This window comes from Marinomonas sp. TI.3.20 (assembly GCF_038155025.1).
Taxonomy (GTDB): domain Bacteria; phylum Pseudomonadota; class Gammaproteobacteria; order Pseudomonadales; family Marinomonadaceae; genus Marinomonas; species Marinomonas flavescens.
On sequence record NZ_JBAKAS010000001.1, the window covers coordinates 398,446 to 419,526 of the forward strand.

Annotated in this window: 19 protein-coding genes and 1 pseudogene; 15 read left to right on the plus strand and 5 right to left on the minus strand. The window is 42.7% G+C overall.

All coding sequences use genetic code 11. The features are described from left to right. Window positions 1–325 precede the first annotated feature (325 nt). Together V6259_RS01850 and V6259_RS01855 are read right to left on the minus strand one after the other, a co-directional pair. Window positions 326–703, minus strand: coding sequence for a helix-turn-helix domain-containing protein (locus V6259_RS01850; protein WP_341583096.1), 378 nt, complete (start codon window positions 701–703; stop codon window positions 326–328). Between the two features lie 14 nt (window positions 704–717). Further along, on the minus strand, window positions 718–1,017 hold the full coding sequence (locus V6259_RS01855; protein ID WP_341583097.1) for a type II toxin-antitoxin system HigB family toxin: 300 nt from the start codon (window positions 1,015–1,017) through the stop codon (window positions 718–720). Between the two features lie 199 nt (window positions 1,018–1,216). Here V6259_RS01855 and V6259_RS01860 point away from each other — a divergent pair, with 199 nt between their 5' ends. The 11 genes from V6259_RS01860 (at window position 1,217) to V6259_RS01910 (ending at window position 13,914) form a co-directional block, all read left to right on the plus strand. Further along, a complete protein-coding gene (locus V6259_RS01860; RefSeq protein WP_341583098.1) occupies window positions 1,217–2,920 on the plus strand; it encodes a methyl-accepting chemotaxis protein in 1,704 nt (567 codons plus the stop codon). Window positions 2,921–3,154: 234 nt separating this feature from the next. Continuing rightward, a complete protein-coding gene (locus V6259_RS01865) occupies window positions 3,155–6,322 on the plus strand; it encodes an ATP-binding protein (RefSeq protein WP_341583099.1) in 3,168 nt (1,055 codons plus the stop codon). Window positions 6,323–6,341: 19 nt separating this feature from the next. Further along, window positions 6,342–6,677: an Hpt domain-containing protein gene (locus tag V6259_RS01870; RefSeq protein ID WP_341583100.1), complete on the plus strand. Its 336-nt coding sequence runs from the start codon at window positions 6,342–6,344 to the stop codon at window positions 6,675–6,677. Between the two features lie 153 nt (window positions 6,678–6,830). Continuing rightward, window positions 6,831–8,132 (plus strand): sn-glycerol-3-phosphate ABC transporter substrate-binding protein UgpB, encoded by a 1,302-nt coding sequence (ugpB, locus tag V6259_RS01875; RefSeq protein ID WP_341583101.1) that lies wholly within the window; start codon window positions 6,831–6,833, stop codon window positions 8,130–8,132. 77 nt (window positions 8,133–8,209) lie between these two features. Continuing rightward, window positions 8,210–9,085, plus strand: coding sequence for a sn-glycerol-3-phosphate ABC transporter permease UgpA (ugpA, locus tag V6259_RS01880; protein ID WP_341583102.1), 876 nt, complete (start codon window positions 8,210–8,212; stop codon window positions 9,083–9,085). Beyond that, window positions 9,085–9,933: a sn-glycerol-3-phosphate ABC transporter permease UgpE gene (ugpE, locus tag V6259_RS01885; protein ID WP_341583103.1), complete on the plus strand. Its 849-nt coding sequence runs from the start codon at window positions 9,085–9,087 to the stop codon at window positions 9,931–9,933. Before ugpA ends, ugpE begins: the two co-directional genes overlap by 1 nt. Window positions 9,934–9,936: 3 nt before the next feature. Next, a complete protein-coding gene (locus V6259_RS01890) occupies window positions 9,937–11,004 on the plus strand; it encodes a sn-glycerol-3-phosphate import ATP-binding protein UgpC (protein ID WP_341583104.1) in 1,068 nt (355 codons plus the stop codon). A 7-nt stretch (window positions 11,005–11,011) separates the two neighbouring features. Then, window positions 11,012–11,767 carry a glycerophosphoryl diester phosphodiesterase gene (locus V6259_RS01895; RefSeq protein WP_341583105.1) on the plus strand — a complete coding sequence of 252 codons (756 nt, stop codon included), beginning with the start codon at window positions 11,012–11,014 and terminating at the stop codon, window positions 11,765–11,767. 18 nt (window positions 11,768–11,785) lie between these two features. Beyond that, window positions 11,786–12,544: a DeoR/GlpR family DNA-binding transcription regulator gene (locus V6259_RS01900; protein WP_133010877.1), complete on the plus strand. Its 759-nt coding sequence runs from the start codon at window positions 11,786–11,788 to the stop codon at window positions 12,542–12,544. A 7-nt stretch (window positions 12,545–12,551) separates the two neighbouring features. After that, window positions 12,552–13,346 (plus strand): HAD-IIB family hydrolase, encoded by a 795-nt coding sequence (locus V6259_RS01905; protein ID WP_341583106.1) that lies wholly within the window; start codon window positions 12,552–12,554, stop codon window positions 13,344–13,346. A 181-nt stretch (window positions 13,347–13,527) separates the two neighbouring features. Further along, the gene (locus tag V6259_RS01910) at window positions 13,528–13,914 is read left to right on the plus strand and encodes a peptidoglycan-binding domain-containing protein (protein ID WP_341583107.1); all 387 of its coding nucleotides are present in this window, start codon (window positions 13,528–13,530) and stop codon (window positions 13,912–13,914) included. A 29-nt stretch (window positions 13,915–13,943) separates the two neighbouring features. On the opposite strand, the gene V6259_RS01915 is transcribed toward V6259_RS01910, so the two are convergent. Continuing rightward, window positions 13,944–14,873, minus strand: coding sequence for a DUF808 domain-containing protein (locus V6259_RS01915; RefSeq protein ID WP_445928495.1), 930 nt, complete (start codon window positions 14,871–14,873; stop codon window positions 13,944–13,946). A gap of 276 nt (window positions 14,874–15,149) precedes the next feature. On the opposite strand from V6259_RS01915, the gene V6259_RS01920 reads away from it, so the two are divergent. The 3 genes from V6259_RS01920 to V6259_RS01930 all read left to right on the plus strand — a co-directional run bounded on the left by V6259_RS01920 (window position 15,150) and on the right by V6259_RS01930 (window position 18,380). Continuing rightward, the gene (locus V6259_RS01920; protein ID WP_240536963.1) at window positions 15,150–16,304 is read left to right on the plus strand and encodes a GAK system CofD-like protein; all 1,155 of its coding nucleotides are present in this window, start codon (window positions 15,150–15,152) and stop codon (window positions 16,302–16,304) included. Between the two features lie 109 nt (window positions 16,305–16,413). After that, the gene (locus tag V6259_RS01925) at window positions 16,414–17,424 is read left to right on the plus strand and encodes a response regulator (RefSeq protein WP_133010880.1); all 1,011 of its coding nucleotides are present in this window, start codon (window positions 16,414–16,416) and stop codon (window positions 17,422–17,424) included. Between the two features lie 2 nt (window positions 17,425–17,426). After that, window positions 17,427–18,380 carry a sensor domain-containing diguanylate cyclase gene (locus V6259_RS01930; protein ID WP_341583109.1) on the plus strand — a complete coding sequence of 318 codons (954 nt, stop codon included), beginning with the start codon at window positions 17,427–17,429 and terminating at the stop codon, window positions 18,378–18,380. Between the two features lie 70 nt (window positions 18,381–18,450). On the opposite strand, the gene rimK is transcribed toward V6259_RS01930, so the two are convergent. After that, the gene (gene rimK, locus V6259_RS01935) at window positions 18,451–19,359 is read right to left on the minus strand and encodes a 30S ribosomal protein S6--L-glutamate ligase (RefSeq protein WP_207923193.1); all 909 of its coding nucleotides are present in this window, start codon (window positions 19,357–19,359) and stop codon (window positions 18,451–18,453) included. Window positions 19,360–19,434: 75 nt separating this feature from the next. Beyond that, a pseudogene (locus V6259_RS01940) lies at window positions 19,435–19,839 on the minus strand (ATP-dependent zinc protease family protein); the annotation flags it as partial. A gap of 237 nt (window positions 19,840–20,076) precedes the next feature. Between V6259_RS01940 and V6259_RS01945 the strand changes: the two are divergent. After that, entirely contained in the window at window positions 20,077–21,015 is a 939-nt protein-coding gene (locus V6259_RS01945; protein ID WP_341583110.1) for a D-hexose-6-phosphate mutarotase, read from the plus strand. The last annotated feature ends 66 nt before the right edge of the window (window positions 21,016–21,081 follow it).

The window sequence follows — 21,081 nt, forward strand, 5'->3', positions numbered from 1 at the left end:
AAAATAGCAGGCTTTTTTATGCGATATGTTTGCTAGTTAATTGCGTTCTTTATCGCTTTCATCTAACGCCGCGATGATCTTCCTTTGAGTCGACAATAAGCTGTATTCCACGCACTTCAACAAGCTACCGATCTGTTCGCCTGTGACGCCTATGAATTTAGGGTCAGATGAAAATTGTCTTTCTTACTGCTTAAAGCCCTCTGATCTCTTTTTGTGATAAACCACAGCCTCTCAAGCTCTGGATTGCCGTTTTAAGCCGCACTTTTCACGGTGACCGCATCAGCGGGTGATAAATCCATTTAAGCGATCTTTATAAAAATGGGAGCTAAACTGCTTCTTTCGCCAGTGGGTAGTCTTTGACTAAAGATTCCAACGGTATGTTGAGGCCTTGGTTTAGGCTGCGGATCATGCGTAAGCTGAGCGCTCTTTTTTTGCTTAAGACTTCACTTACGCGGCTGCGTTGCCCAAGAAATGGGGTTAAATCTTTGTCTTTTAGTCCCATTTGATCCATGCGAAATTTAATGGCTTCAATAGGATCTGGTGGGGCAATATCATGGTGCTTTTCTTCGTAGGCTTCTACGAGTACCGCTAAAATTTCCATTTCGTCGCCTGCCGGTGTGTTTGGCTGAGCACCACGAAGAGCACGCATGTGCGCGACCGCAGAAACTAGGTCGTCGTCGTTTCTAATTGGCTTAATATTCATACCATCGTCTCCAGTTAAAGTGAGTCTATATTCACTTTGTCGTATTGCTCATGAGTGCCGACAAAAAGAACAAAGCAGAGGGAATAGGTGTAATCGATTTCTACTGCTAGTCGGTATTTATTGCCGTGGATATTAAAAACCACTTTGCCATTTTTTAGAATGCTGGCATTTTTGTATTGTGACTTAACATCATGTGGGGTTTGCCAGTCTGCGTGTTTGGCTTCGTCATGCCACGCTTTTAAAGGTTGTTCGGCGTCTTGATGCTCTTTTAGTATCCAGAATTCTCTGGGTGCCTTTTTACTAATTACCCTCATGCGGCTTCTTCTTTGTGGTTTTCCCATTATGGGAAAAATCAACTTGTAATGCAAGCTTACTTGCTCAATGTTGTGGTTAATAACCTTGCCATTTCTTGCTTAGCCACTGTTACATTTCCTTAACATTGTTACTGTAATGTTACCGATTCAGAAGTCGCGCTTTGGGCGTGGGATGTTCTTCTTTTTCGGAGGCGTAAGTTTGAGTATTAATAAAAAAATGTGGCTACTCTCTGCCATTACTGCGGTTAGTATTATTTTAGTGGGTATTTTCAGTGCGTATACCCTCTCTGGTTTACGAGTGGGCTTTCATGACTATCAGGGTCAAGTGGCGACGTCTCAGAGTTTATTTGAAATTAAGGCCACGGCGTTGTCGGTGGCGAAAAACGATCCTATCTTACCGAATACCAAAACCGCTCTCGATGCAGCCAATGCCAAAATTATTACCTTATTAGCGCAAATTGAACACACTCTACCGGCTGAGAAAAGCAGTACTGAAGGCGATGCGTCTTCTGAGAATCAAGACAGTTCTCAAGGCAGCCTTGAAGGTACTAATGACAAGGCGGCGGATACCGAATCAGTAGATGGTGTTAAAGCCATCAGTCCTGAAGAAACCAGAGCGCTGTTAGGCGAGATTACGACATTGTGGGCAGAATATGATAAGCAATTTAACAGTGCGATTAAGATAGCTCCAGATAGTCCACAAGATGCGCTGCAAATTCCAGATGCTATTTATGGGCTGCAACTGGTGCCTATGATGGATCGTATTGATCAGTTGATTAACGATAATCAAGCCAAAGGACAGCTTTCTTATACGGTGATTTCTGATCTGATGAACAGCATTCTTTGGCTGATTCTGACGCCATTGTTAGCCGGCGGTATTTTTGTGGTGGCGATTCAGCGCTTTGTGGCGAGTGACTTGCGTAAAAGGGTGTTCCATATTCAAACTGTTGTTAAGCAGCTTGGTGAGGGGGATTTAACCCAGCGTTTACCAGTAGAGGGGCGTGATGAATTGGCCGCTATTGCTAGTTCAATGAATGAGTTTGTTGAGAAAACACACGCTATGTTGTGCCATGTACAAGAGGGCTCAAACGAAGTATCTGCCGCGGCGACTCAGCTATTTGATGCTTCTGAACACAGTGCTAAAAGTTCTATCGGCCAAAGCGATGCGGCTTCTTCTGTGGCATCCACGGTGCAGCAACTATCTGTCAGTATTAGTCAGGTGGCAGAACAGGCTAAAAATGCGCAGGGCTTTTCTATTCAGTCTGGCAAGTTATCGGCAGAAGCGGGCGATGTTGTGTTATCGGCAACGGATGAAATGGCCAAAATTTCTCAACTGTCGCAAGATTCGTCGTCATTGATCCGAGATTTGGAACAGCGCTCTAGTGATATTACGAATATTATTCAGGTCATTAGAGACGTGGCTGATCAAACCAATTTACTGGCGTTGAATGCTGCGATTGAAGCAGCCCGAGCAGGCGAGCAAGGTCGAGGCTTCTCGGTTGTCGCGGATGAGATTCGTAATTTGGCTCAGCGTACAGCGGAATCGACCAAAGAAATAACGTTTATTGTAACGAAAATCCAAGAAGTGACCACGGCGGTTTCCAATAGTATGGGAGCGGAAGTGGCGCAGGTCGAAAAAGGGGTCTTACTGGCTGAAAAAGCAGGTGGCTCTATGTCGCAAGTGAGAAGCAGTACTGAGCAGGTGGAAGAAGCCATTAATTACATTTGTAATGCCCTCTTAGAGCAAAGTAATGCGAGTGACGATATTGCTCATAAAATAGAGAATATTGCGGCTAATACAGAAGAAGGTTCAGAAGCCGCAAAAAATACGGTAGCGACGGCTAAGCGATTAGATGGATTGTCTGAAAAGTTAACGTTAGCGGTGAATCAGTTCCAGCTCTAAGCGTACTTTTTAGTACTGTGTTCTTGTGAGGTAAAAGGCGAAAGGTCTCATTTGGTATGAAGCCTTTTTTTATTTTATTGAATAACGGTTTTAGGGATATATAAACGAGAGATTGTGTCTACACTGATAGAAACCTTATCTTTGACTTGAACCTGTGATGTGAAATATGGCTGAATGACATTGCCGGGTCTGTTTAATTGGGTTAATTCAGCCAGAAGAATGAATCGAGACACTATGCGAAAAGGAATAAAAATACTCGTTTTAACCACTATTGGATACGTTCTTTTCGGATTGTTAGGTTTGTCAGAAGTGGTGCCTCCAGGGTATGCCACTGTGGTGTTCCCTGCCTCTGGGTTTGCATTAATCAGTGTTCTGCTATTTCATCGGTGGGCGCTGTTCGGTGTGTTTTTTGGTTCTATATTATTTAGTTTTATTGCCTCTTCATATCTTCATCATGCTGTTCATTTCCCTTTGTTTTGTGTGATTGCGTTTGCCGCTATGCTCCAAGCCTATGTCGGGCGCTTTTTGGTTCTGCGTTATGTGTCTTTTCCGTTTGCTTTTTACCGTTCTACTTTAGTACTGCGTTTTATTGTTTTAACGGCGCTTGTGTCAACCTTGGTGAGCGCCAGTATTTCCGTGAGCGCATTATATTTTGTAGGGTTTATTGAACGAAGCCAATTATGGGGAGAGTGGTTAAGTTGGTGGACGGGAGATCTTATTGGCATTTTAGTGGTGGTGCCGTGGTTTGTTGTGGCATTTCCGAACTTATCAAAAAATAAACTTAGGCGTCCTTTTCAGTTAGTGATGGGCCTTTTATTTGTCATATTGATAACGGTGGCTTTATCGTTTGGTGTGCGCCATTTTGAATTAGCCAAACAAACAAAAGAATTCAATTTGAATGTTGAGATATTGGATTTGTCGCTTAACAATCGCATTGAGAACATGGAAGACATTCTTTATGGCATTGTGGGTTTTGTTCGAGGAAGCTCGAAGATTAACGCAGAAGATTTCAAGCGTTATACGGACAGTGTGTTAGATCGTGACCAATCTATTTATGCCGTGTCTTTGAATATGGTGGTGGATCAGGATGATGTTGCCGATTTTGAAGCCGATATTCAAAAAAATTATTCTGGTTTTAGATTTTACCTCAAAGAGAAAAATGACCAGGGAAAATTTATTCCTGCAACACCACGAGACCTGCATATCGCCGTGACGTTTATGAATCCTAGTAAAGGGCGTGAGGCGGCGCTTGGTTATGATATTTATTCGCAAAAAAATCGTCGTTATGCGTTAGATCAGGCCATTAAATTCAAACAACCTTACCCAACAGCTCCCATTAAATTGATACGCAGCAATATGGCGGTATTGCTCTATTTACCGTTCTTTCATGAGGGTTCAGATCGGTTAAAAGGGGTGGCTACAGCGGCATTGAGCTTGGATTTCTTAACGCAAGCCATTGTTGATAGAGGTGTTTTAAAAAATACTCAATTGTATTTGGTTGATATGGGCGGTGGCGGAGAATCTCCTGCGATACTTGCCAAAAGTAAAGGGGCTGGTTTATCAGCAGAGGCCCTAATAACACGCTTTAATAACGATGATTTTGGCATCGCTGTGAGTAAGGATGTGAAGGTTGGTGCTAAGCATTGGCGTTTATTCCAGGTGAGTGAAGGGGTCTTTTATCGTCAGCCTTGGGATGTTCGCTTTGTGTTAGCGGGAGGCTTCTTTTTAGCCGCTATGTTGGGTTGGTTTTTATTGATGGTGAGCAGTCATACGGCAGAAATTGAAAGCCGTGTTCGTCAACGCACAAAGGATTTATCGCTGGCGAATAAGTCCTTAAGAAAATCCCAATTTTCCCACAGTAAGGCACAAGAAGCCGCGGAAGATGCCAACAGAGCGAAAAGCGATTTCTTGGCGAATATGAGTCATGAAATTAGAACGCCATTAAATGGCGTCATTGGTTGTTTGTCTTTATTGAAAAATACGGGGTTACGTCCAGAACAAACTGAGTTGGCTGATTTGTCTCGCCAAAGTGCTGAATCCTTGATGGAAATTATTAATGACATTTTGGATTTATCTAAAATTGAGATGGGGAGTATTTCATTAGAGTTAATGCCATTTGATTTGCGTGAACTGATCGAAGAAATATCTCGCCTTCTCGTGGTGAAAGCAGAAGAAAAGGGCATTGCTTTCAATGTTCCTGCGGTTTACGTGCCCTCTGTTGTGTTGATTGGTGATCGCTTAAGGTTGAAGCAAGTTCTTGTGAATTTATTAGGTAATGCGATCAAGTTCACGAAAGAAGGAGAGGTGAATTTGTATGTTGAGCTTCGCCCTTCAAAGGAAGGCCAGAAAACACTGCATGTACGAATTGATGACACAGGTATCGGCATTTCAGAATCTCAACAAGCGCGTTTATTTCTGCGTTTTAAGCAAGCAGATAATTCTACAACACGACAGTATGGCGGTACCGGATTGGGGCTGGCGATCAGTAAAGAAATGATCGAATTAATGGGTGGAGAAATAGGATTTTCTGCTCAAAAAGAGAACGGTGCTTCTTTTTGGTTTAATGTTTCTCTTGAGTGTGAGAAAGAGGCGCTGAGCGGACCTCGCTATGATGTGTCGGTTGCTGTGGTTTACTCTAATGACACTGGGCGACAATATGTTGGCCAATTATTGGCGCATTTTGGTGTTCAATATACCTTACATGACAAGCTTGGGTCATTGTTGACTATGCCCATAGATTCGCTGACTGGTATTTTAGTGGATAAGTTTGTTTTGGATGATTGTTCTGAGCAAGAAGTCGCTCAGTTAGAGCAGTTGTGCCGACAACATGACATTCGTTTTATTGTCTTAAAACCTTACTCAGACATAACTGAATATTCTGATGCAAGCTTCATTGCTAAGCCGGTATTTTACTCACGGTTAGAAGAGCAGTTAGCAAATATGACCTTGCCACCGCAGGAAGAGCCAACGATGACGGTCAATACCTCGTCATCAGAAGAGCCACAAAAGAGCATTGATAATATGGAAGCAAGAATTTTAGTGGTAGAAGATAACTTAACAAACCAAATTGTGGCACGTGGTTTATTAAACATGTTTGGTGTCGATGTGGATGTGGCTATGAATGGCCAAGAAGCCATTGAGAAGGCGCAGGCGGCGTCTTACGATCTAATCTTTATGGATTGCCAAATGCCGATAATGGATGGCTACGAGGCGACTCGTGCAATCAGGCAAATGCAGGAGGGAGCAACATCATCGAATGTGCCTATTGTTGCGCTCAGTGCGAATGCCATGAAGGGAGATAAGGATTTGTGTCTCGACGCGGGTATGAATGATCATTTAGCAAAACCAATTGCGAAAGATAAGCTGCAAAGTATGCTAGAAAAATGGTTACCAGAAGCGTAGCCGAACGAAGGGAAAAGGGATGCTGATTTTTGATGTGATCGATTATAGAAATCGTTTAGCCAATAATAAAATGCTCATGGATTTAGTCGCCAAGGAGTTTATTAAAGAAAGTGCTGGGCTGGTGCAGCAATTAATTGATTATGCCGCCATAGAAGATTGGGCCAAGGTTGCTCAGGTTGCTCATCGTATCAAGGGAGCAAGTGCTGAAGTCTCGGGTATTGCGATGAGTGCGAGTGCAAAAATCATCGAACAAGCCGCAAACAAAGAAGACATAACAGTTATTCAAGAGGCCGTTATGCAATTACGGTCAAATCATATCGCCTTGCAAGAATCGCTTTCATCTCAAGCGTTTTGACATCATTTAGGCCGCTGAAATTTAATTAATCTTCATTTTTGTACATTTTTGTACTTTTTTCTTTCATTTGAAACCAAATTATCATAAAAATGAAACATTGAGCCACTACAGTGCTTTCTCAACTACTAAAATAATCATATGAGGAACTCCAAAATGCGTAAATCAATGATCGCGACAGCCGTTTTAGGTATGTCTGTTGCTAGTACCAGTTTCGCCGCAACTCAAATTGAGTGGTGGCATGCCATGGGCGGTGCTAATGGTGAAAAGTTGAATGAAATTGTTAAAGAGTTTAACGACTCCCAAAGCAAATACGAAGTAGATCCTGTTTTCAAAGGGACCTATACCGAAACCATGACTTCTGCGATTGCTGCGTTTCGTGCGCACAAACAACCTGCCATCGTGCAAGTGTTTGAAGTGGGTACGGCAACAATGATGGCGGCGAAAGGCGCGATCTACCCAGTTTACGAACTCATGAAAGACACTAAAACAGGTTTTGATCCTAAAGCTTACTTAAGCTCTGTTACAGGGTATTACTCAGATGTGAAGGGCAACATGCTATCTATGCCCTTTAACAGCTCTACTCCAGTGCTCTACTACAACAAAGAGATGTTTAAAAAAGCAGGCATCAGTGCTCCACCAAAAACGTGGGAAGAAGTTGAGACTGTTTCTAAAAAATTATTAGCTAGTGGCGCGAAATGTGGTTTCACGACAGGTTGGCAATCTTGGGTACAACTTGAAAACTTAAGTGCTCGCCATAACGTACCATTCGCGTCAAATGACGATGGTTTCACCGGCCTAGACACTAAACTTTTGTTTAATGGCCCATTGCAAGTTATGCACATTACTAAAATGCGTGAATGGCAGAAGAGCGGTATTTTCAGCTACGGCGGTCGTCGCAGTGATTCCGCACCAAAATTCTATAGCCAGCAGTGTGGCATGTACACAGGCTCATCATCTGCTTATGGTGGTATGACTCGTAATGCCAAGTTTGATTTTGGTGTGTCATCTCTTCCTTATTGGGCAAGCGAAGTTAAACAACCAGATAACACCATTATCGGTGGTGCTTCTTTGTGGGTCTTGCAAGGCAAAGACAAAGCGCAATATAAAGCGGCTGCGGCTTTCCTTCAGTTCTTATCTACTCCGAAAATCCAAGCTGAATGGCATCAGTTCACGGGTTATCTACCAATCACACACGCTGCCTACGATCTAACTAAGAAAGAAGGCTTCTATCAATCTCATCCAGGAACAGAAGCGGCTGTTATTCAAATGACGGCAACGCAACCAACGGTAAACTCTCGTGGTCTACGTTTGGGTAATTTTGTTCAGATTCGTGATGTGATTAATGGCGCGTTAGAAAGTGTTTGGAGTGGTAAAGAAACACCTCAAGCGGCTTTAGATACTGCTGTGAAACGTGGTGATGTTCTGTTACGTAAGTTTGAAAAAGCGCATAACTAATTGCCTTTATTGTTGCTATCCCTATCTGCTGTGCAGGTAGGGATTTTTGATTTCTTGTTTTCTCTTCGAGTGACGTTATGTCTGTTTATTTTCCTCAAAAAAAGCTGCCCTACTTACTGGTGTTACCACAGTTAATTATTACGGCGATTTTCTTTCTTTGGCCAGCGGGTCAAGCGATTCTTCAAGCATTTTATCGTGAAGATGCTTTTGGTTTGAGTCAGCAGTTTGTTGGTCTCGAAAACTTCGTCGATCTTTTTAACGATCCTCTGTATTACAAGTCCATGCTCGTCACCATGGTATTTAGTTTCTCAGTGGCCTTTTTAGGTATCGGTGTGGCGCTTTGGTTGGCTGTGATGGCTGATCGAGTTATTCGTGGAAAAATGGTGTACCAAACATTATTGGTTTGGCCATACGCGGTGGCTCCAGCGCTTGCAGGGGTGCTTTGGTGGATACTGTTTGATCCTAATATTGGTCCCATTGCTTTATTTTTAGACCGTATCGGTCTGCATTGGAACCATTTCCTAAATGGCGATCAAGCAATGATTCTAGTGGTGATTTCTGCCACGTGGAAACAAATCAGCTATAACTTCTTATTTTTCTTGGCTGGGTTGCAAGCGATTCCACGCTCTTTGATTGAGGCCGCGGCGATTGACGGTGCCAGCTCTTTCAGACGTTTTTGGGATATCGTTTTTCCTCTCTTATCGCCTACGACTTTTTTCCTATTGGTTGTTAATTTGGTGTATGCCTTTTTTGATACGTTTGGTGTTATCGATACCACGACTCAAGGTGGTCCAGACGGCAGTACAAATACCTTAGTTTATAAAGTATTTAAAGATGGTTTTATTGGTTTAGACAGTGGTGGTTCAGCTGCTCAGTCTATTGTGTTGATGGCAATTGTCGGTCTCATGACGGTCATACAGTTCCGTTTCATTGAGCGTAAGGTGCAATACTAATGATAGAGAATCGCCCTTGGCTAAAAATGTTTAGCCACTTTATTTTAGTGTTCGGTGTGTTGATTATTGCTTTGCCTGTGTGGGTTGCATTAGTGGGTTCAACACAACCAGAAGGATCGTTTAACTCCGGTAGCGTCCCTCTGTGGTTTGGTGATCACGGCGTTCAGAATTGGGCGCATGTGTTATTTGCTGAAGCGGGCAGTACACTGCAAATTCCAGTGTGGCACCTGTTGCTAAACTCCTTGATCATGGCGCTTGGCATTACCATTGGTAAAATCGCAATTTCAATTATTTCTGCTTATGCGATTGTGTTCTTCCGGTTTCCTTTTCGTGGGGCGATCTTTTGGGTGATTTTTATGACTCTGATGTTGCCGGTGGAAGTGCGCATTGTGCCGACGTATCAGGTCATTGCTAACTTGAACATGCTGAATTCGTTCAGTGGTTTGATTTTGCCTTTGATCGCCAGTGCCACGGCGACTTTTTTGTTTCGTCAGTGTTTTATGTCGATTCCTGGGGAATTGGTCGAGGCGGCGCGGATTGATGGCGCGGGTCCGATACGTTTCTTTTTCGACATCTTGTTACCTATGTCGCGTACTAATATCGCGGCGATGTTTGTGATTATGTTTATTTACGGTTGGAACCAATATCTTTGGCCGCTGATCATCACCACAGACGATACTTATTACACTTTGGTGATGAGTATTAAAAGTATGTTATCCGTTCCTGATGGCGACATTCAGTGGAATTATGTGATGGTAACAACTTTATTGGCGATGCTTCCTCCTGTAGCTGTTGTGGTAGGAATGCAAAAATTATTTGTTAAAGGCTTGGTTGACGCGGAGAAGTAAGCAATGACCGATTTAGTATTAAAGAACATAGGTAAAACCTACCCAAATGGTTACCAAGCGATACCAAGTATAGATTTAGTCATAGAAGAAGGAGAGTTCATCGTTCTTGTTGGCCCTTCAGGTTGTGGTAAATCGACATTGCTTCGCATGGTCGCAGGTCTTGAGACAATTACTCAAGGCGACTTGTTGATTAAAGGCAATCGTGTAAACGACAAAGAGCCTGCTGACCGCGATATTGCGATGGTTTTTCAAAACTATGCGCTGTACCCACATATGACGGTGCGCGCCAATATGGAATACGGCCTTAAAAACCGTGGTGTGCCCAAAGAAGAGCGCCAAGCCAAAGTAACGGATGTTGCTAATATGTTGGGCTTAGACGAATTGTTAGACCGTCGTCCTGGTCAATTGTCAGGAGGACAGCGCCAACGTGTGGCTATGGGTCGTGCCATGGTACGCGATCCGAAAGTGTTTTTATTCGATGAACCTTTGTCTAACTTAGACGCAAAACTTCGTGTACAGATGCGCGTTGAAATTCGCCAGTTGCAACGTAAATTAGCAACGACAACTCTTTACGTAACGCATGACCAAGTAGAAGCCATGACATTGGCAGATCGTCTTGTTGTGCTTAACAAGGGTAAAGCCGAGCAGATTGGTACACCGATGGAATTATACGATAAACCGGCTACGACGTTTGTTGCTGAATTTATTGGTTCTCCTTCGATGAATTTGTTTGATGCCATGATGACTGAAGAAGGCATTGTTTTGTCGGATAAGACTCGCTTACCTATGTCTCATGCTCATCGTGGCTCTGTGATATGGGGCATCCGCCCAGAACATTTACAACAAAGTGATGAGGCAAATGCCGATTTCTCTTTGCAAGTGCAAGCGGTAGAGTCTCTCGGCGCTGAAACATTAATCCACGGCTTACTTGAAGACGGTAGCGGTCAACCCAAACCTATGGTTATACGATTGGCTGGACCTCATTTGCCTGAAATTGGTAGTTATATGTGGTTAATTGCGCCTACGAAGCATTGGCACCTGTTTGATGCTGTTACCCAACAACGTTTGTGAGGCTTTTATGCAAACAAAAACGGCTTTAGTAAAAGACATTTTAAAAACAAAGGTAATGGGGCACCGTGGTGCTTCTTTATTAGGCCCTGAGAATACGCTGGCTTCTATTCGTGCCGCTGCGGCAACTGGGGTTAAATGGGTTGAAATTGATGTCTATTTGATCGCTCAAGGCGGCTTGATTATTTTCCATGATGCAACATTAGATCGTTGCACCAGTGGCTCTGGCGTTACTCGAGAAGCCGATCCTGCTGTCGTCAGCACATTAGATGCAGGTGCGTGGTTTGGTTCTGAGTTCGAAGGGGAAAAAGTCCCGACCTTGATAGAGGCATTAGAGTGTATCCAATCACTTGGTATGGGATTAAATCTAGAGATAAAGCACGATACTGCTGATATAGAAAATATAGTGCCAACAGTATTAGATGCTCTAAAAGAATACTGGATTGATAACGATAAGCTCTTAATTTCTAGCTTTAATCACGCTGCTTTACGTATGGTTTTTGATCTGGATCCGCAGCGTCATCTTGGTCAGCTTTATGAAGATATTCCAGCAGACTGGCAAGCGCAGCTAGAGCAGATTCATGCATATAGCCTGAATTGCTACTATGCCTCGCTAACCAAAGAACAGGCGCAAGCAGTGAAAGCGCAAGGTTATAAGCTGATGTGTTATACCGCTAATGATTCACAGCTAGTGGCGAATCATTGGGAATGGGGTATGGACGTCATTATTACCGATGATCCAACTCAATTTGCCGCGTTAATTTAGTCGAATAGGGTAATGGGTTTGAGCTTAAACGATAGACAGAGTCAAATATTAAACTGGGTTCAGCAAGTAGATAGCCTACTAGTAGAAGATATGGTGGCGCAGTTTGACGTATCTTCTCAAACGATCCGTAAGGATATTAATCAGCTTGCAGAGCAGAATCTAGTAAGGCGTACACATGGTGGCATTTCGCCGGTTTCTAGTATTGAAAACCTATCGTTTGAGCATCGCCATACTCTGAATGTAGCAGCCAAAATGGCCATTGCAGAAAGCGTTGCACGGGAAATTCCTGATGGATCTTCACTGTTTTTAGGGATTGGTACGACCGTTGAGTATGTGAGTAGGGCCTTGTTGAATCATCAAAAGCTGCAAGTTTTTACTAACAATCTCACCGTGGCGAGTATTTTTGGTATGCGGTCAGATACTCAAGTACGTGTTTTAGCTGGAAAATTACGTCATAAACATCATGACTTAGTAGGAGAAGAAACCTTAGCTGGATTACGCCAATACTATTTTGATTATGGCATTTTAGGGTGTGGTGGTTTAGATGAAGAGCAAGGACTTTTGGATTTTGATCCAGAAGAAGCGGCAGTGAGTCGAGTGCTGGTGGAGCAAAGCCGTCATGCATTTCTGGTTGCAGATCAGCATAAGTGGAATCGTAAAGCCATGGCACGGATTCAGCCTTTTTCTAAGATCGACCGCTTTTTTAGTGATGAAATGACGTTACAGAGGCAGCAGCTTTTAGTGTCTGCTGGCGTTAAAGTGGAATTAGTTACTTAGGATATATATGTCAATCAAATCACTTGAGAGCTTAACAACTCAAGCTTGTCAGGGTGTTCAATTTATTCTGACAGATGTGGACGACACGCTAACATGGCATGGGCGTTTACCAGAGCAAACTCTAGCGGCTTTAACACGCTTAACTGAGTCAGGCATTAGGGTTATCCCTGTGACGGGTGGCTGTGCTGGTTGGTCAGACATGATCGCTCGTACACTCCCTGTTGAAGGTGTTATTACGGAAGGTGGCGGTTGTTTTATTGCAAATACAGACGGTGTGTTGGATTACACCTTTTGGCGTGATGAAGCACAAATGAGAGCAGATCAAGCGGATATTCTGGCAAAGGTTCAACAAGCACTAACGGCTTTTCCATCTCTCCGCCTTGCCCGAGATCAGTCCTATCGGTTAACGGATGTGGCAATTGATTATGCGCAAGATGTAAAACCTGCCGCGATTGAAGAAAAAGACGCTTGTGTAAAAGTCCTGTTAGAGCAAGGCCTCAATGTGAAAGTCAGTTCCATTCATATTAATATTAGCCGTGTTGGTTATGATAAGTTTGCAATGGCTGAAAGAGTGTTGAAAGAGCGTTATGGTCTTAGTGAAGACGCTGGCCGTCAGCAGGTTGCGTATGTTGGTGATGCGCCAAATGACGAAAGCATGTTTGCGCGTTTTCCATTGAGTGTGGGAGTGGCAAATATCGCTCAACATTTACCCGTTATGCAATATCCACCGCAATTTCAAACTCAGCAACCAGGCGGTTTTGGCTTTGCCGAGTTTGCCCAATACCTATTGTCGTCGCGTTAGTTTTTAACGCGTTTGACTCTTTTTTAATATTAAGCAGTCAGCTTTTTGTACAGTATCTCAGCTTATCGAAACGAAAAATCAAAGAGACGCATCCCCTCTACTGTTGCCTTAATTTCCATGTTATATAAGCGCCGCGTTTTGAGTGTTCATTATAGAAATTTTAATGTATGGGGAGTTATCAATGCGTTTATATCTATCTGCTTTTTTCACTACATGTTGTCTTATTGTTCCACAAGTTTATGCTCAAGATGGGCAGACGACAGGAACTAATAGTGTTTCTGTTATTAACAAAGAAGTAAGTCAGCCAGTTCTTGCACAAAAATCCAAAGAGAAGAAAGTACCTGCGCTAGTGGCTAAAACCCATTTTAGCAAAGAGGTGCAAACTGCTCAAAAAGAGCTACATACTTTAGGTTATAAAGTAGGGCATGCAGATGGGTTAATGGGCCGAAAAACGATGGCTTCGGTTAAAAAATATCAAAAAGATCATCATTTAAAGACAACCGGTAAAGTAACATCTGAGCTTGTTCTTGATTTAGAAAAAACAGTTAATGCTAAGGCAAAAAAATAAGCGTTTAGCGTAATACAACGGCTTGGTGCTTAAGTGTCTGTGTTAACGGGTGTTTTTTTATTAAAGAAAGAAACAATCCAAATAGCGCAGACACCGAGCACTGAGCCAACTAGTAGATTCACCAGTGTCGTAATGAGAGTGCTGAGCATAGGCTGTTGTATTAACGTACCAGAAATAGCCATTTGAGCAACATGGTGAAGCGCAGGCAATCCATGTATAAAAATCCCCCCACCGACTAGAAACATCGCAATGGTACCTACGATAGAAAGTAGGCGAATCACCCAAGGGGCGCTTCTTAATATGCCTGATCCGATCGTCTTTGTTAATGCTGTTTCGGACTGAGTGAGATGTAGGCCAATATCATCAAGACGAACGATTAAGCCGACTAATGCGTACACACCGACGGTAACGAGTAACGCGACTATGCTTACGACGATCGCTTGAATTAATAAGGGCTGACCATTTACTGTGCCAAGCGCAATGACAATGATTTCAGATGATAAAACAAAGTCAGTACGAATCGCGCCACGAACTTTGGTTTTTTCTAATGAGAGTAGTTCTTTGTCAGAGAGACTTTGTTTTTTCTCAATTTCCTTGTGTATTTTACTCTTATCGTCATGGCGATGTTGAAACACATGCAAAACTTTTTCTGCGCCTTCATAACAAAGGTATACTCCACCAACCATTAATAATGGTTGGATAAGCCAAGGAATAAAAGCGCTAATCGCGAGAGCAAGAGGCACTAATATTGCTTTGTTAATAAAAGAGCCTTTAGCAACGGCCCAAACAACAGGCAGTTCACGGTCGGCTTTGACGCCAGAGACTTGCTCCGCATTTAAGGCCAGATCATCCCCTAATACGCCAGCTGTTTTCTTTGCTGCAATTTTAGAAAAGACGGCGACGTCATCAAGTAAAGTAGTAATGTCGTCGAGTAGTGCAAGAAGCCCTGTCATTGCCATAAAATACGTTCCATTGCCTGAATAGAATAAGTTTTTCATTGTGCGCTAGGTCGGTTGAAAAACCAAATACTAGACGCGGTGTACACGAATCTTGATAATGCCGATAATGCGGCTGTAAGAGAGCCATCACTCTTCTGAGTTATCCATAAACACTACTGATTAACACGTTAACATTTTTCCTCTTGTTGTCATGTTCGAGGTTATTTAAGGTAGTGCGTATTCCATGTTTCTGAGGTCTATATGTCCAGTACTTACCGCATTTGGCGGCGTATGAAAATGCCAGATTTTACTCGCGTTCATCGCTATCAGAGCTTGCCAGAGCAAGGGCCCAAAGTATTGTTTTTTAGTGGCGGTTCTGCGCTGAATAAAATCAGCCGAGTACTTAAAGAATATACCCATCACTCTATTCATTTAGTAACGCCCTTTGATTCTGGTGGCAGTTCAGCTCGCTTAAGAGCGGAATTTGATATGCCAGCGGTTGGGGACTTACGCAGTCGGTTAATGGCATTGGCAGACGAAACCGTTATGGGGCAGCCAGAGGTGTATGCGTTATTCACCCATCGCTTTGAGATGTCACTTTCGCTAGATGTGCTTAGGGGAGAACTTGAACAGCTGGTGGCGGGTGAACACCCCTTGATTAAACCAATACCTAATCCGATGCGAGCGTTAATTCAAACTCAGTTGAGTGTGATACAAGAAAAAATCAGCGCTACGTTTGATTTGCGTGGAGCCAGTATTGGTAACCTTATTATTTCCGGTGGTTATCTAAATAACCAGCAGCAGTTAGACCCTATCGTGTTTCTGTTTTCTCGTCTGACGAAAACACTCGGTGAAGTAAAAACCATCTTAGATTCGCCTTATCATTTAGGCGTAGAGCTTGAGACGGGAGAGTTGGTTCTTGGGCAGCATCGTATTACGGGTAAAGAAAATGCGGTATTGGAAAGTCCGATAAAGCGCATGTGGCTGAACAAAGGGCTAAAAACGGTGTCTCCTATCAATAGAAGAATTGCCGATGACCGTCGAGATATGATCGAAAGTACTGATTTGATCTGTTATCCACCCGGTAGTTTTTATAGCAGTTTGTTAGCTAACTTGATGCCTGAGGGCGTCGGTCGTGCTATCTGTCAAAACCCAAACCCTAAAGTTTACATACCAAATTTGGGTTTTGATCCAGAGCAATTTGGTTTGTCGTTAATGACGCAGGTTGAGCGATTGGTTTCTACGGTACTCGTTGATACAAAATCACTACAAGACATTTCCTTTGGTGGACTGGATTATTTACTTTTAGACGATGAATACGACTATGGTGTTATAGATGAGCATAAATTGTTTGCATTAGGGGTAGAGGTAATAAAAACACCGTTAATTTCCCAGAAAGCAGAAAAATATGACGAACACCTGATCGTTAAAGCATTGCTGTCTATGGTGTAGAAGGTTTCCTAATGTAGGGAAAATATTAAGCCTCGTGATGTTATCAGAGTTTTTTTGATCTCCACAGTCACAAGTAAATCGTTATTATTAAGTGTTGGAGAAGGCATAAATGAATACGAATGTTCTGATTTGCGATGATTCCAGTGTCGCCAGAAAACAATTAGCAAAGGCATTGCCGGCTAGTTGGGATATTACTGTGGATTATGCGCAAAATGGACAGGAAGCCTTAGACATAATTATTAAGAAAAAAATTGATATTCTTTTTCTTGATTTGAACATGCCAGTAAAAGATGGATATCAAACGCTGGAAGCGTTGCAGAGCGTTGAACATGCGCCCAAAGTGCTGGTCGTGTCTAGTGATGTGCAGCTGAAAGCGGTACAACGCGTCAAAGAATTGGGGGCTAGAGAGTTTTATAAAAAACCCATCCAACCTGACCTTATGCAACAGTCACTCTTATCGTTAGGGTTGATGAAGCAAGAAGATCTCAATAAAAAAGCTCTTAACGTTAACCATTCTGTTGTTGATGACTTTTCATTTTCAGAATGTCTTCAAGAAGTATCCAATATTGCGATGGGAAAAGCGGCCAGTGTGTTGGCTGATATGTTGAATGTTTTTGTTAAGTTACCTGTGCCAAAGGTCAATATATTAGAGGTCAGTGAGTTACAGATGGCCCTAAGCTATGGTGCAAAAGACAATCAATATTCTGCCATATCTCAAGGTTTTGTTGGTTCTGGTGTTGCCTTTGAAGCCTTGCTTATTTTTAACGATACCAGCTTTTCTGATATTGCTAAGTTACTTAAGGTTTCAGGTGATATTGATTTTGATATGGAAGTTGAATTGCTGATGGAGGTTTCTTCTGTGTTGGTCGGGCCTTTCATGGATGCACTCGGCAAGCAATTGAACATCGACTTTAGTTTTGGACACCCTGCTTTATTGGGGCAACACGTTACCATGGCGAATCTGATTAACGAGAAAAGATCAAAATGGCGGCGTACATTAACGGTAGAAATTGTCTACGAACTTGAAAACTACAATGTGAGTTGTGACTTGCTTCTACTGTTTACAGAAGAATCCGTTCCCGTACTAGAAGACTTATTATCCTATTTGGTTGAGGATTAGCAATGACAAACTCGATGGAAGAAATGGCAGAAATTCATTGGCTGTTTGATACACTCAACCATATTGATCTAGGGCTTGTGATAGTAGACCAGCATTACAAGGTGATCTTGTGGAACAGTTTTATGGAAAACCACAGTGGCAAGAGTTCGTCTACGGCAAGGAATCAGTCATTATTCAGTCTTTTTCCAGATATAGATGAAGAATGGCTCAAACGTAAATTAGATAATGTAATGGCTTTGAGAACATCCATTTTTATCTCTTGGGAGCAGCGCGCCTATCTCTTTCCTTTTAATAGCTATCGCCCAATCACAGGGCTAGCTGATTACATGTACCAAAATATTACTTTGCGTCCAATAAGTAATGTGAATGGCACTATCGAGCATGTCTGTATTACGGTTTATGATGTAACGGATGCTGCAAGTCATAAGTTGGCGTTATCTACGGCAAACAAACAGCTCGAACAGTTAAGTAAAACGGACTCTCTGACAGAATTACACAATCGAGGAAGCTTAGAGAAAGCGCTCGACATTATTTTTTCTTCTTATCAGCAGAAGCAAGAAGCGCCTCATTCTTTAGTCATGGCCGATTTGGATTTTTTCAAACATGTAAATGATAATTACGGTCATCCAGTGGGGGATATTGTGCTGAAAGAAGTGGCAAAATTGATGATAGCCTCTTCCCGTAAAGGGGACTTTGTTGGCCGTTATGGTGGTGAAGAATTCGTTATTGTTTTGCCTAATACTGCATTAGCAGGGGCGATGAGCTTCAGTGAAAAACTGCGCAAGAAAATCGAGGCACTGACAATCAATACGGATAAGGGAGACATAAAAGTCACCATTAGCTTAGGTGTTGCACAATTAAGTCCTAAAGACCAAATGGTGTCTTCTTGGTTAATGCGAGCAGACGAGGCTTTATATAAAGCCAAAAATGCGGGGCGTAATCAAACAATGGGTTGATTAGCGTATCAATAAGCCCATCAAAAGAGATTCTGATGGGCTTATTGATGTCAGCTAATCCTAGCTCTAATTAGTCTTCTTTTAGCGCTCCGAGTTGCCTCTCAATCGCCATGATCATGCGCACCGCAATGTCTTGGTTCGTCGCCGTTTCAATTCCTTGTAAGCCAGGTGATGAATTAACTTCTAATAACAGCGGGCCTTTGTTAGAGCGAATCAAATCCACCCCTGCCACTTTTAGGTCCATTGCTTTAGCGGCTTTAATCGCAATTCGTTTTTCCTCTTGAGTGATTTTAATCAATTCCGCTCGTCCACCTTGATGAATATTGGCTCGAAACTCACCCGCTGCGGCGGTTCTTTGAATAGACGCGACAACTTTTCCATCAATCACAAAGCAACGTAGATCTTTACCACTGGACTCTTGGATAAACTCTTGCACCAAAATATTTGCGTTTAAACTTTTAAATGCATTAATCACACTGTCGGCTGCTTTACGTGTTTCTGCAAGTACAACGCCTGTCCCTTGTGTACCTTCTAGTAGTTTTATAATTAATGGCGCTCCGCCGACCATATCAATTAGGTCGCCAGTATCTAAAGGAGAGTTTGCAAAGCCTGTGGTAGGAATGTCTAGACCGCTATCCAATAATAATTGTAACGCACGCAGTTTGTCGCGAGATTGAGCAATGGCGGTTGAGTTGTTTAAACAATACACACCGAGGGATTCGAACTGGCGTAATAGGGTGCAAGCGTAAAATGTTTTACTAGGGCGAATGCGAGGAATTACGGCATCTAAATCATTTAAAACTCGGCCGCCGCGATAGTGAATCTCCGGTGTGGTTGCGTCTAATTTCATGTAGCAATTTTTAATGTTTAAAAATTGAATTTCATGTCCTCGTGCTTCAGCGGCTTCAATAATACGACGATTACTGTACAAATCAGGATTACTAGCCAGCAATCCTATTTTGAGGCCGCCTGTGCGCATCTCAGGCGCTTTGTATAAAGAGGCTAAGTCATTCTGTACTCGATCGCCTAGCAGGCAGTGACCCTCTGGGTCGACGAGAATACGACCATTCATTGCTTCGCGACCTAGTAGCATGCGGTAGCCCATGCTGTCTCTGTCAGTGAGCGTTAGTTCGACAACCCAAGATTTTTCACCGAGTGCTAAAGAAGCACGAATCACAGGGCGTTTTTCTTTATCGCCACTGGAGCTTTTGATGACGCGGTGATCAACGATTTGCGCTTCGCAATGTACAGTGATTTTGCGGTTGTCTTGTAATGGATGAACTTCAAAACTGGTCCATTGCTCGCCATTACGTGAAAAATACTGAATATTGATCGCGTGCAAAGAAGAGGTTTTTGCGCCAGAATCGATGCGCGCTTTTACCGCGGGAATGTTAAGAGAGGAGAAGGCACACCACTCTTCACTGCCGATGACGATTTTGGATTCATTAAGTTGATTCATAAAACTTGGCTCTGACTAGATTGTCGATAATAGCAAAAACAAAAAATGGCGCTTGGCTTCAGTAGAAGGCGCTATCGTATTGATTGGCTTTATAGCTTAAAAAGCAAAATAGGTTAAGTTTTATTCGCTAAAAAGCGCTGATCGGAATGATTAAATGGTCAGCATAAGCACAAACTATTGTAATCGTATTGGCTGAGGCTAATATGTGCGTACTGGATTAATTTTATGGAGTCTTGAATGAATGGCCAACTGATTCGCGAGTTGGAAGCGCTGGGCGGTGATATATTGCCAGCAAGTCTGAGAGAGTGTGATGAAATTGTTATTGATCAGCCAGGGTTTAAGACGCGTATCGCGTTATGGGGCGGTCATTTAGTGAGTTTTATACCTACCGGTCAAGAAGATGTGTTGTTTCAATCTTCAAATGAAGGCGCCAAAACTCGATTTGGTCGCCGCCATTTCGGTGTGCCGGTTTGTTGGCCTTGGTTTGGAGCGAACGAAAAACACAGTGACTATCCTGCTCACGGTTTAGCGCGTTATTTTCGTTGGGAGCTTGCTGAGGTTGGGCGTTTTAAAAATGACGATGTGAAAATCGTTCTTCGATTGGCGTCTGAAGAGCATCCATTGATTGAAGAAATGTGGCCACAAGCTTTTGAACTAAGACAAGTTTTTCGTTTTTCTGCCGATGGTTTCAGTATTAACTTTTCTGCCGCAAATTTATCAGAGAAATCCATGCCGGTTAGCGAAGCTCTGCATACCTATTTTCATGTAGGGGATAATAAAACCACACAGGTACATGGTCTTGATGGTGTTATCTATATCGACAAATTAGACAAAGGAGAGCGAAAGCAGCAAAAAGGCATAGTGTCTCCGTTTGAATATATTGACAGTGTCTATTTAGAATCGCCTGATGTTTGTGAAATTCACGATTCAAGCTTGCAGCGAAAAATTATTGTTCGTAGCGAGGGTAGCCAAAGTACCGTTTTGTGGAATCCTGGCCCTGAACTTGCCAAAAAGCGCAGCGACATGGAAGACGAAGATTATCGTCGTTTTGTTTGCGTTGAAACCGCCAACGCCATGAATGATGCTTATGACATTAAACCGGGTGATATGCACCAGCTTAGAGTGAGTGTATCGGTTGAGCCACTAGAGCCAGCTGAAACCACAGAATCCGTATAAGTATTACTGTTTTAGGGAGATGGTGTCACTCTCACAATCAAGCCCTCAGAATGAAATGCTTGTTAT

Bases quoted from the DNA above. Each gene is read 5' to 3' on its own strand.
- V6259_RS01870 (WP_341583100.1), top strand. From the start codon at position 6,342: ATGCTGATTTTTGATGTGATCGATTATAGAAATCGTTTAGCCAATAAT.
- V6259_RS01890 (WP_341583104.1), top strand. From the start codon at position 9,937: ATGACCGATTTAGTATTAAAGAACATAGGTAAAACCTACCCAAATGGT.
- rimK (WP_207923193.1), bottom strand. From the start codon at position 19,359: ATGCGCACAGGCGGCCTCAAAATAGGATTGCTGGCTAGTAATCCTGAT.
- V6259_RS01905 (WP_341583106.1), top strand. From the start codon at position 12,552: ATGTCAATCAAATCACTTGAGAGCTTAACAACTCAAGCTTGTCAGGGT.
- V6259_RS01895 (WP_341583105.1), top strand. From the start codon at position 11,012: ATGCAAACAAAAACGGCTTTAGTAAAAGACATTTTAAAAACAAAGGTA.
- V6259_RS01945 (WP_341583110.1), top strand. From the start codon at position 20,077: ATGAATGGCCAACTGATTCGCGAGTTGGAAGCGCTGGGCGGTGATATA.
- V6259_RS01850 (WP_341583096.1), bottom strand. From the start codon at position 703: ATGAATATTAAGCCAATTAGAAACGACGACGACCTAGTTTCTGCGGTC.
- ugpE (WP_341583103.1), top strand. From the start codon at position 9,085: ATGATAGAGAATCGCCCTTGGCTAAAAATGTTTAGCCACTTTATTTTA.
- V6259_RS01855 (WP_341583097.1), bottom strand. From the start codon at position 1,017: ATGAGGGTAATTAGTAAAAAGGCACCCAGAGAATTCTGGATACTAAAA.
- V6259_RS01915 (WP_445928495.1), bottom strand. From the start codon at position 14,873: ATGGCAATGACAGGGCTTCTTGCACTACTCGACGACATTACTACTTTA.
- V6259_RS01910 (WP_341583107.1), top strand. From the start codon at position 13,528: ATGCGTTTATATCTATCTGCTTTTTTCACTACATGTTGTCTTATTGTT.
- V6259_RS01930 (WP_341583109.1), top strand. From the start codon at position 17,427: ATGACAAACTCGATGGAAGAAATGGCAGAAATTCATTGGCTGTTTGAT.
- V6259_RS01925 (WP_133010880.1), top strand. From the start codon at position 16,414: ATGAATACGAATGTTCTGATTTGCGATGATTCCAGTGTCGCCAGAAAA.
- ugpA (WP_341583102.1), top strand. From the start codon at position 8,210: ATGTCTGTTTATTTTCCTCAAAAAAAGCTGCCCTACTTACTGGTGTTA.
- V6259_RS01865 (WP_341583099.1), top strand. From the start codon at position 3,155: ATGCGAAAAGGAATAAAAATACTCGTTTTAACCACTATTGGATACGTT.
- ugpB (WP_341583101.1), top strand. From the start codon at position 6,831: ATGCGTAAATCAATGATCGCGACAGCCGTTTTAGGTATGTCTGTTGCT.
- V6259_RS01920 (WP_240536963.1), top strand. From the start codon at position 15,150: ATGCCAGATTTTACTCGCGTTCATCGCTATCAGAGCTTGCCAGAGCAA.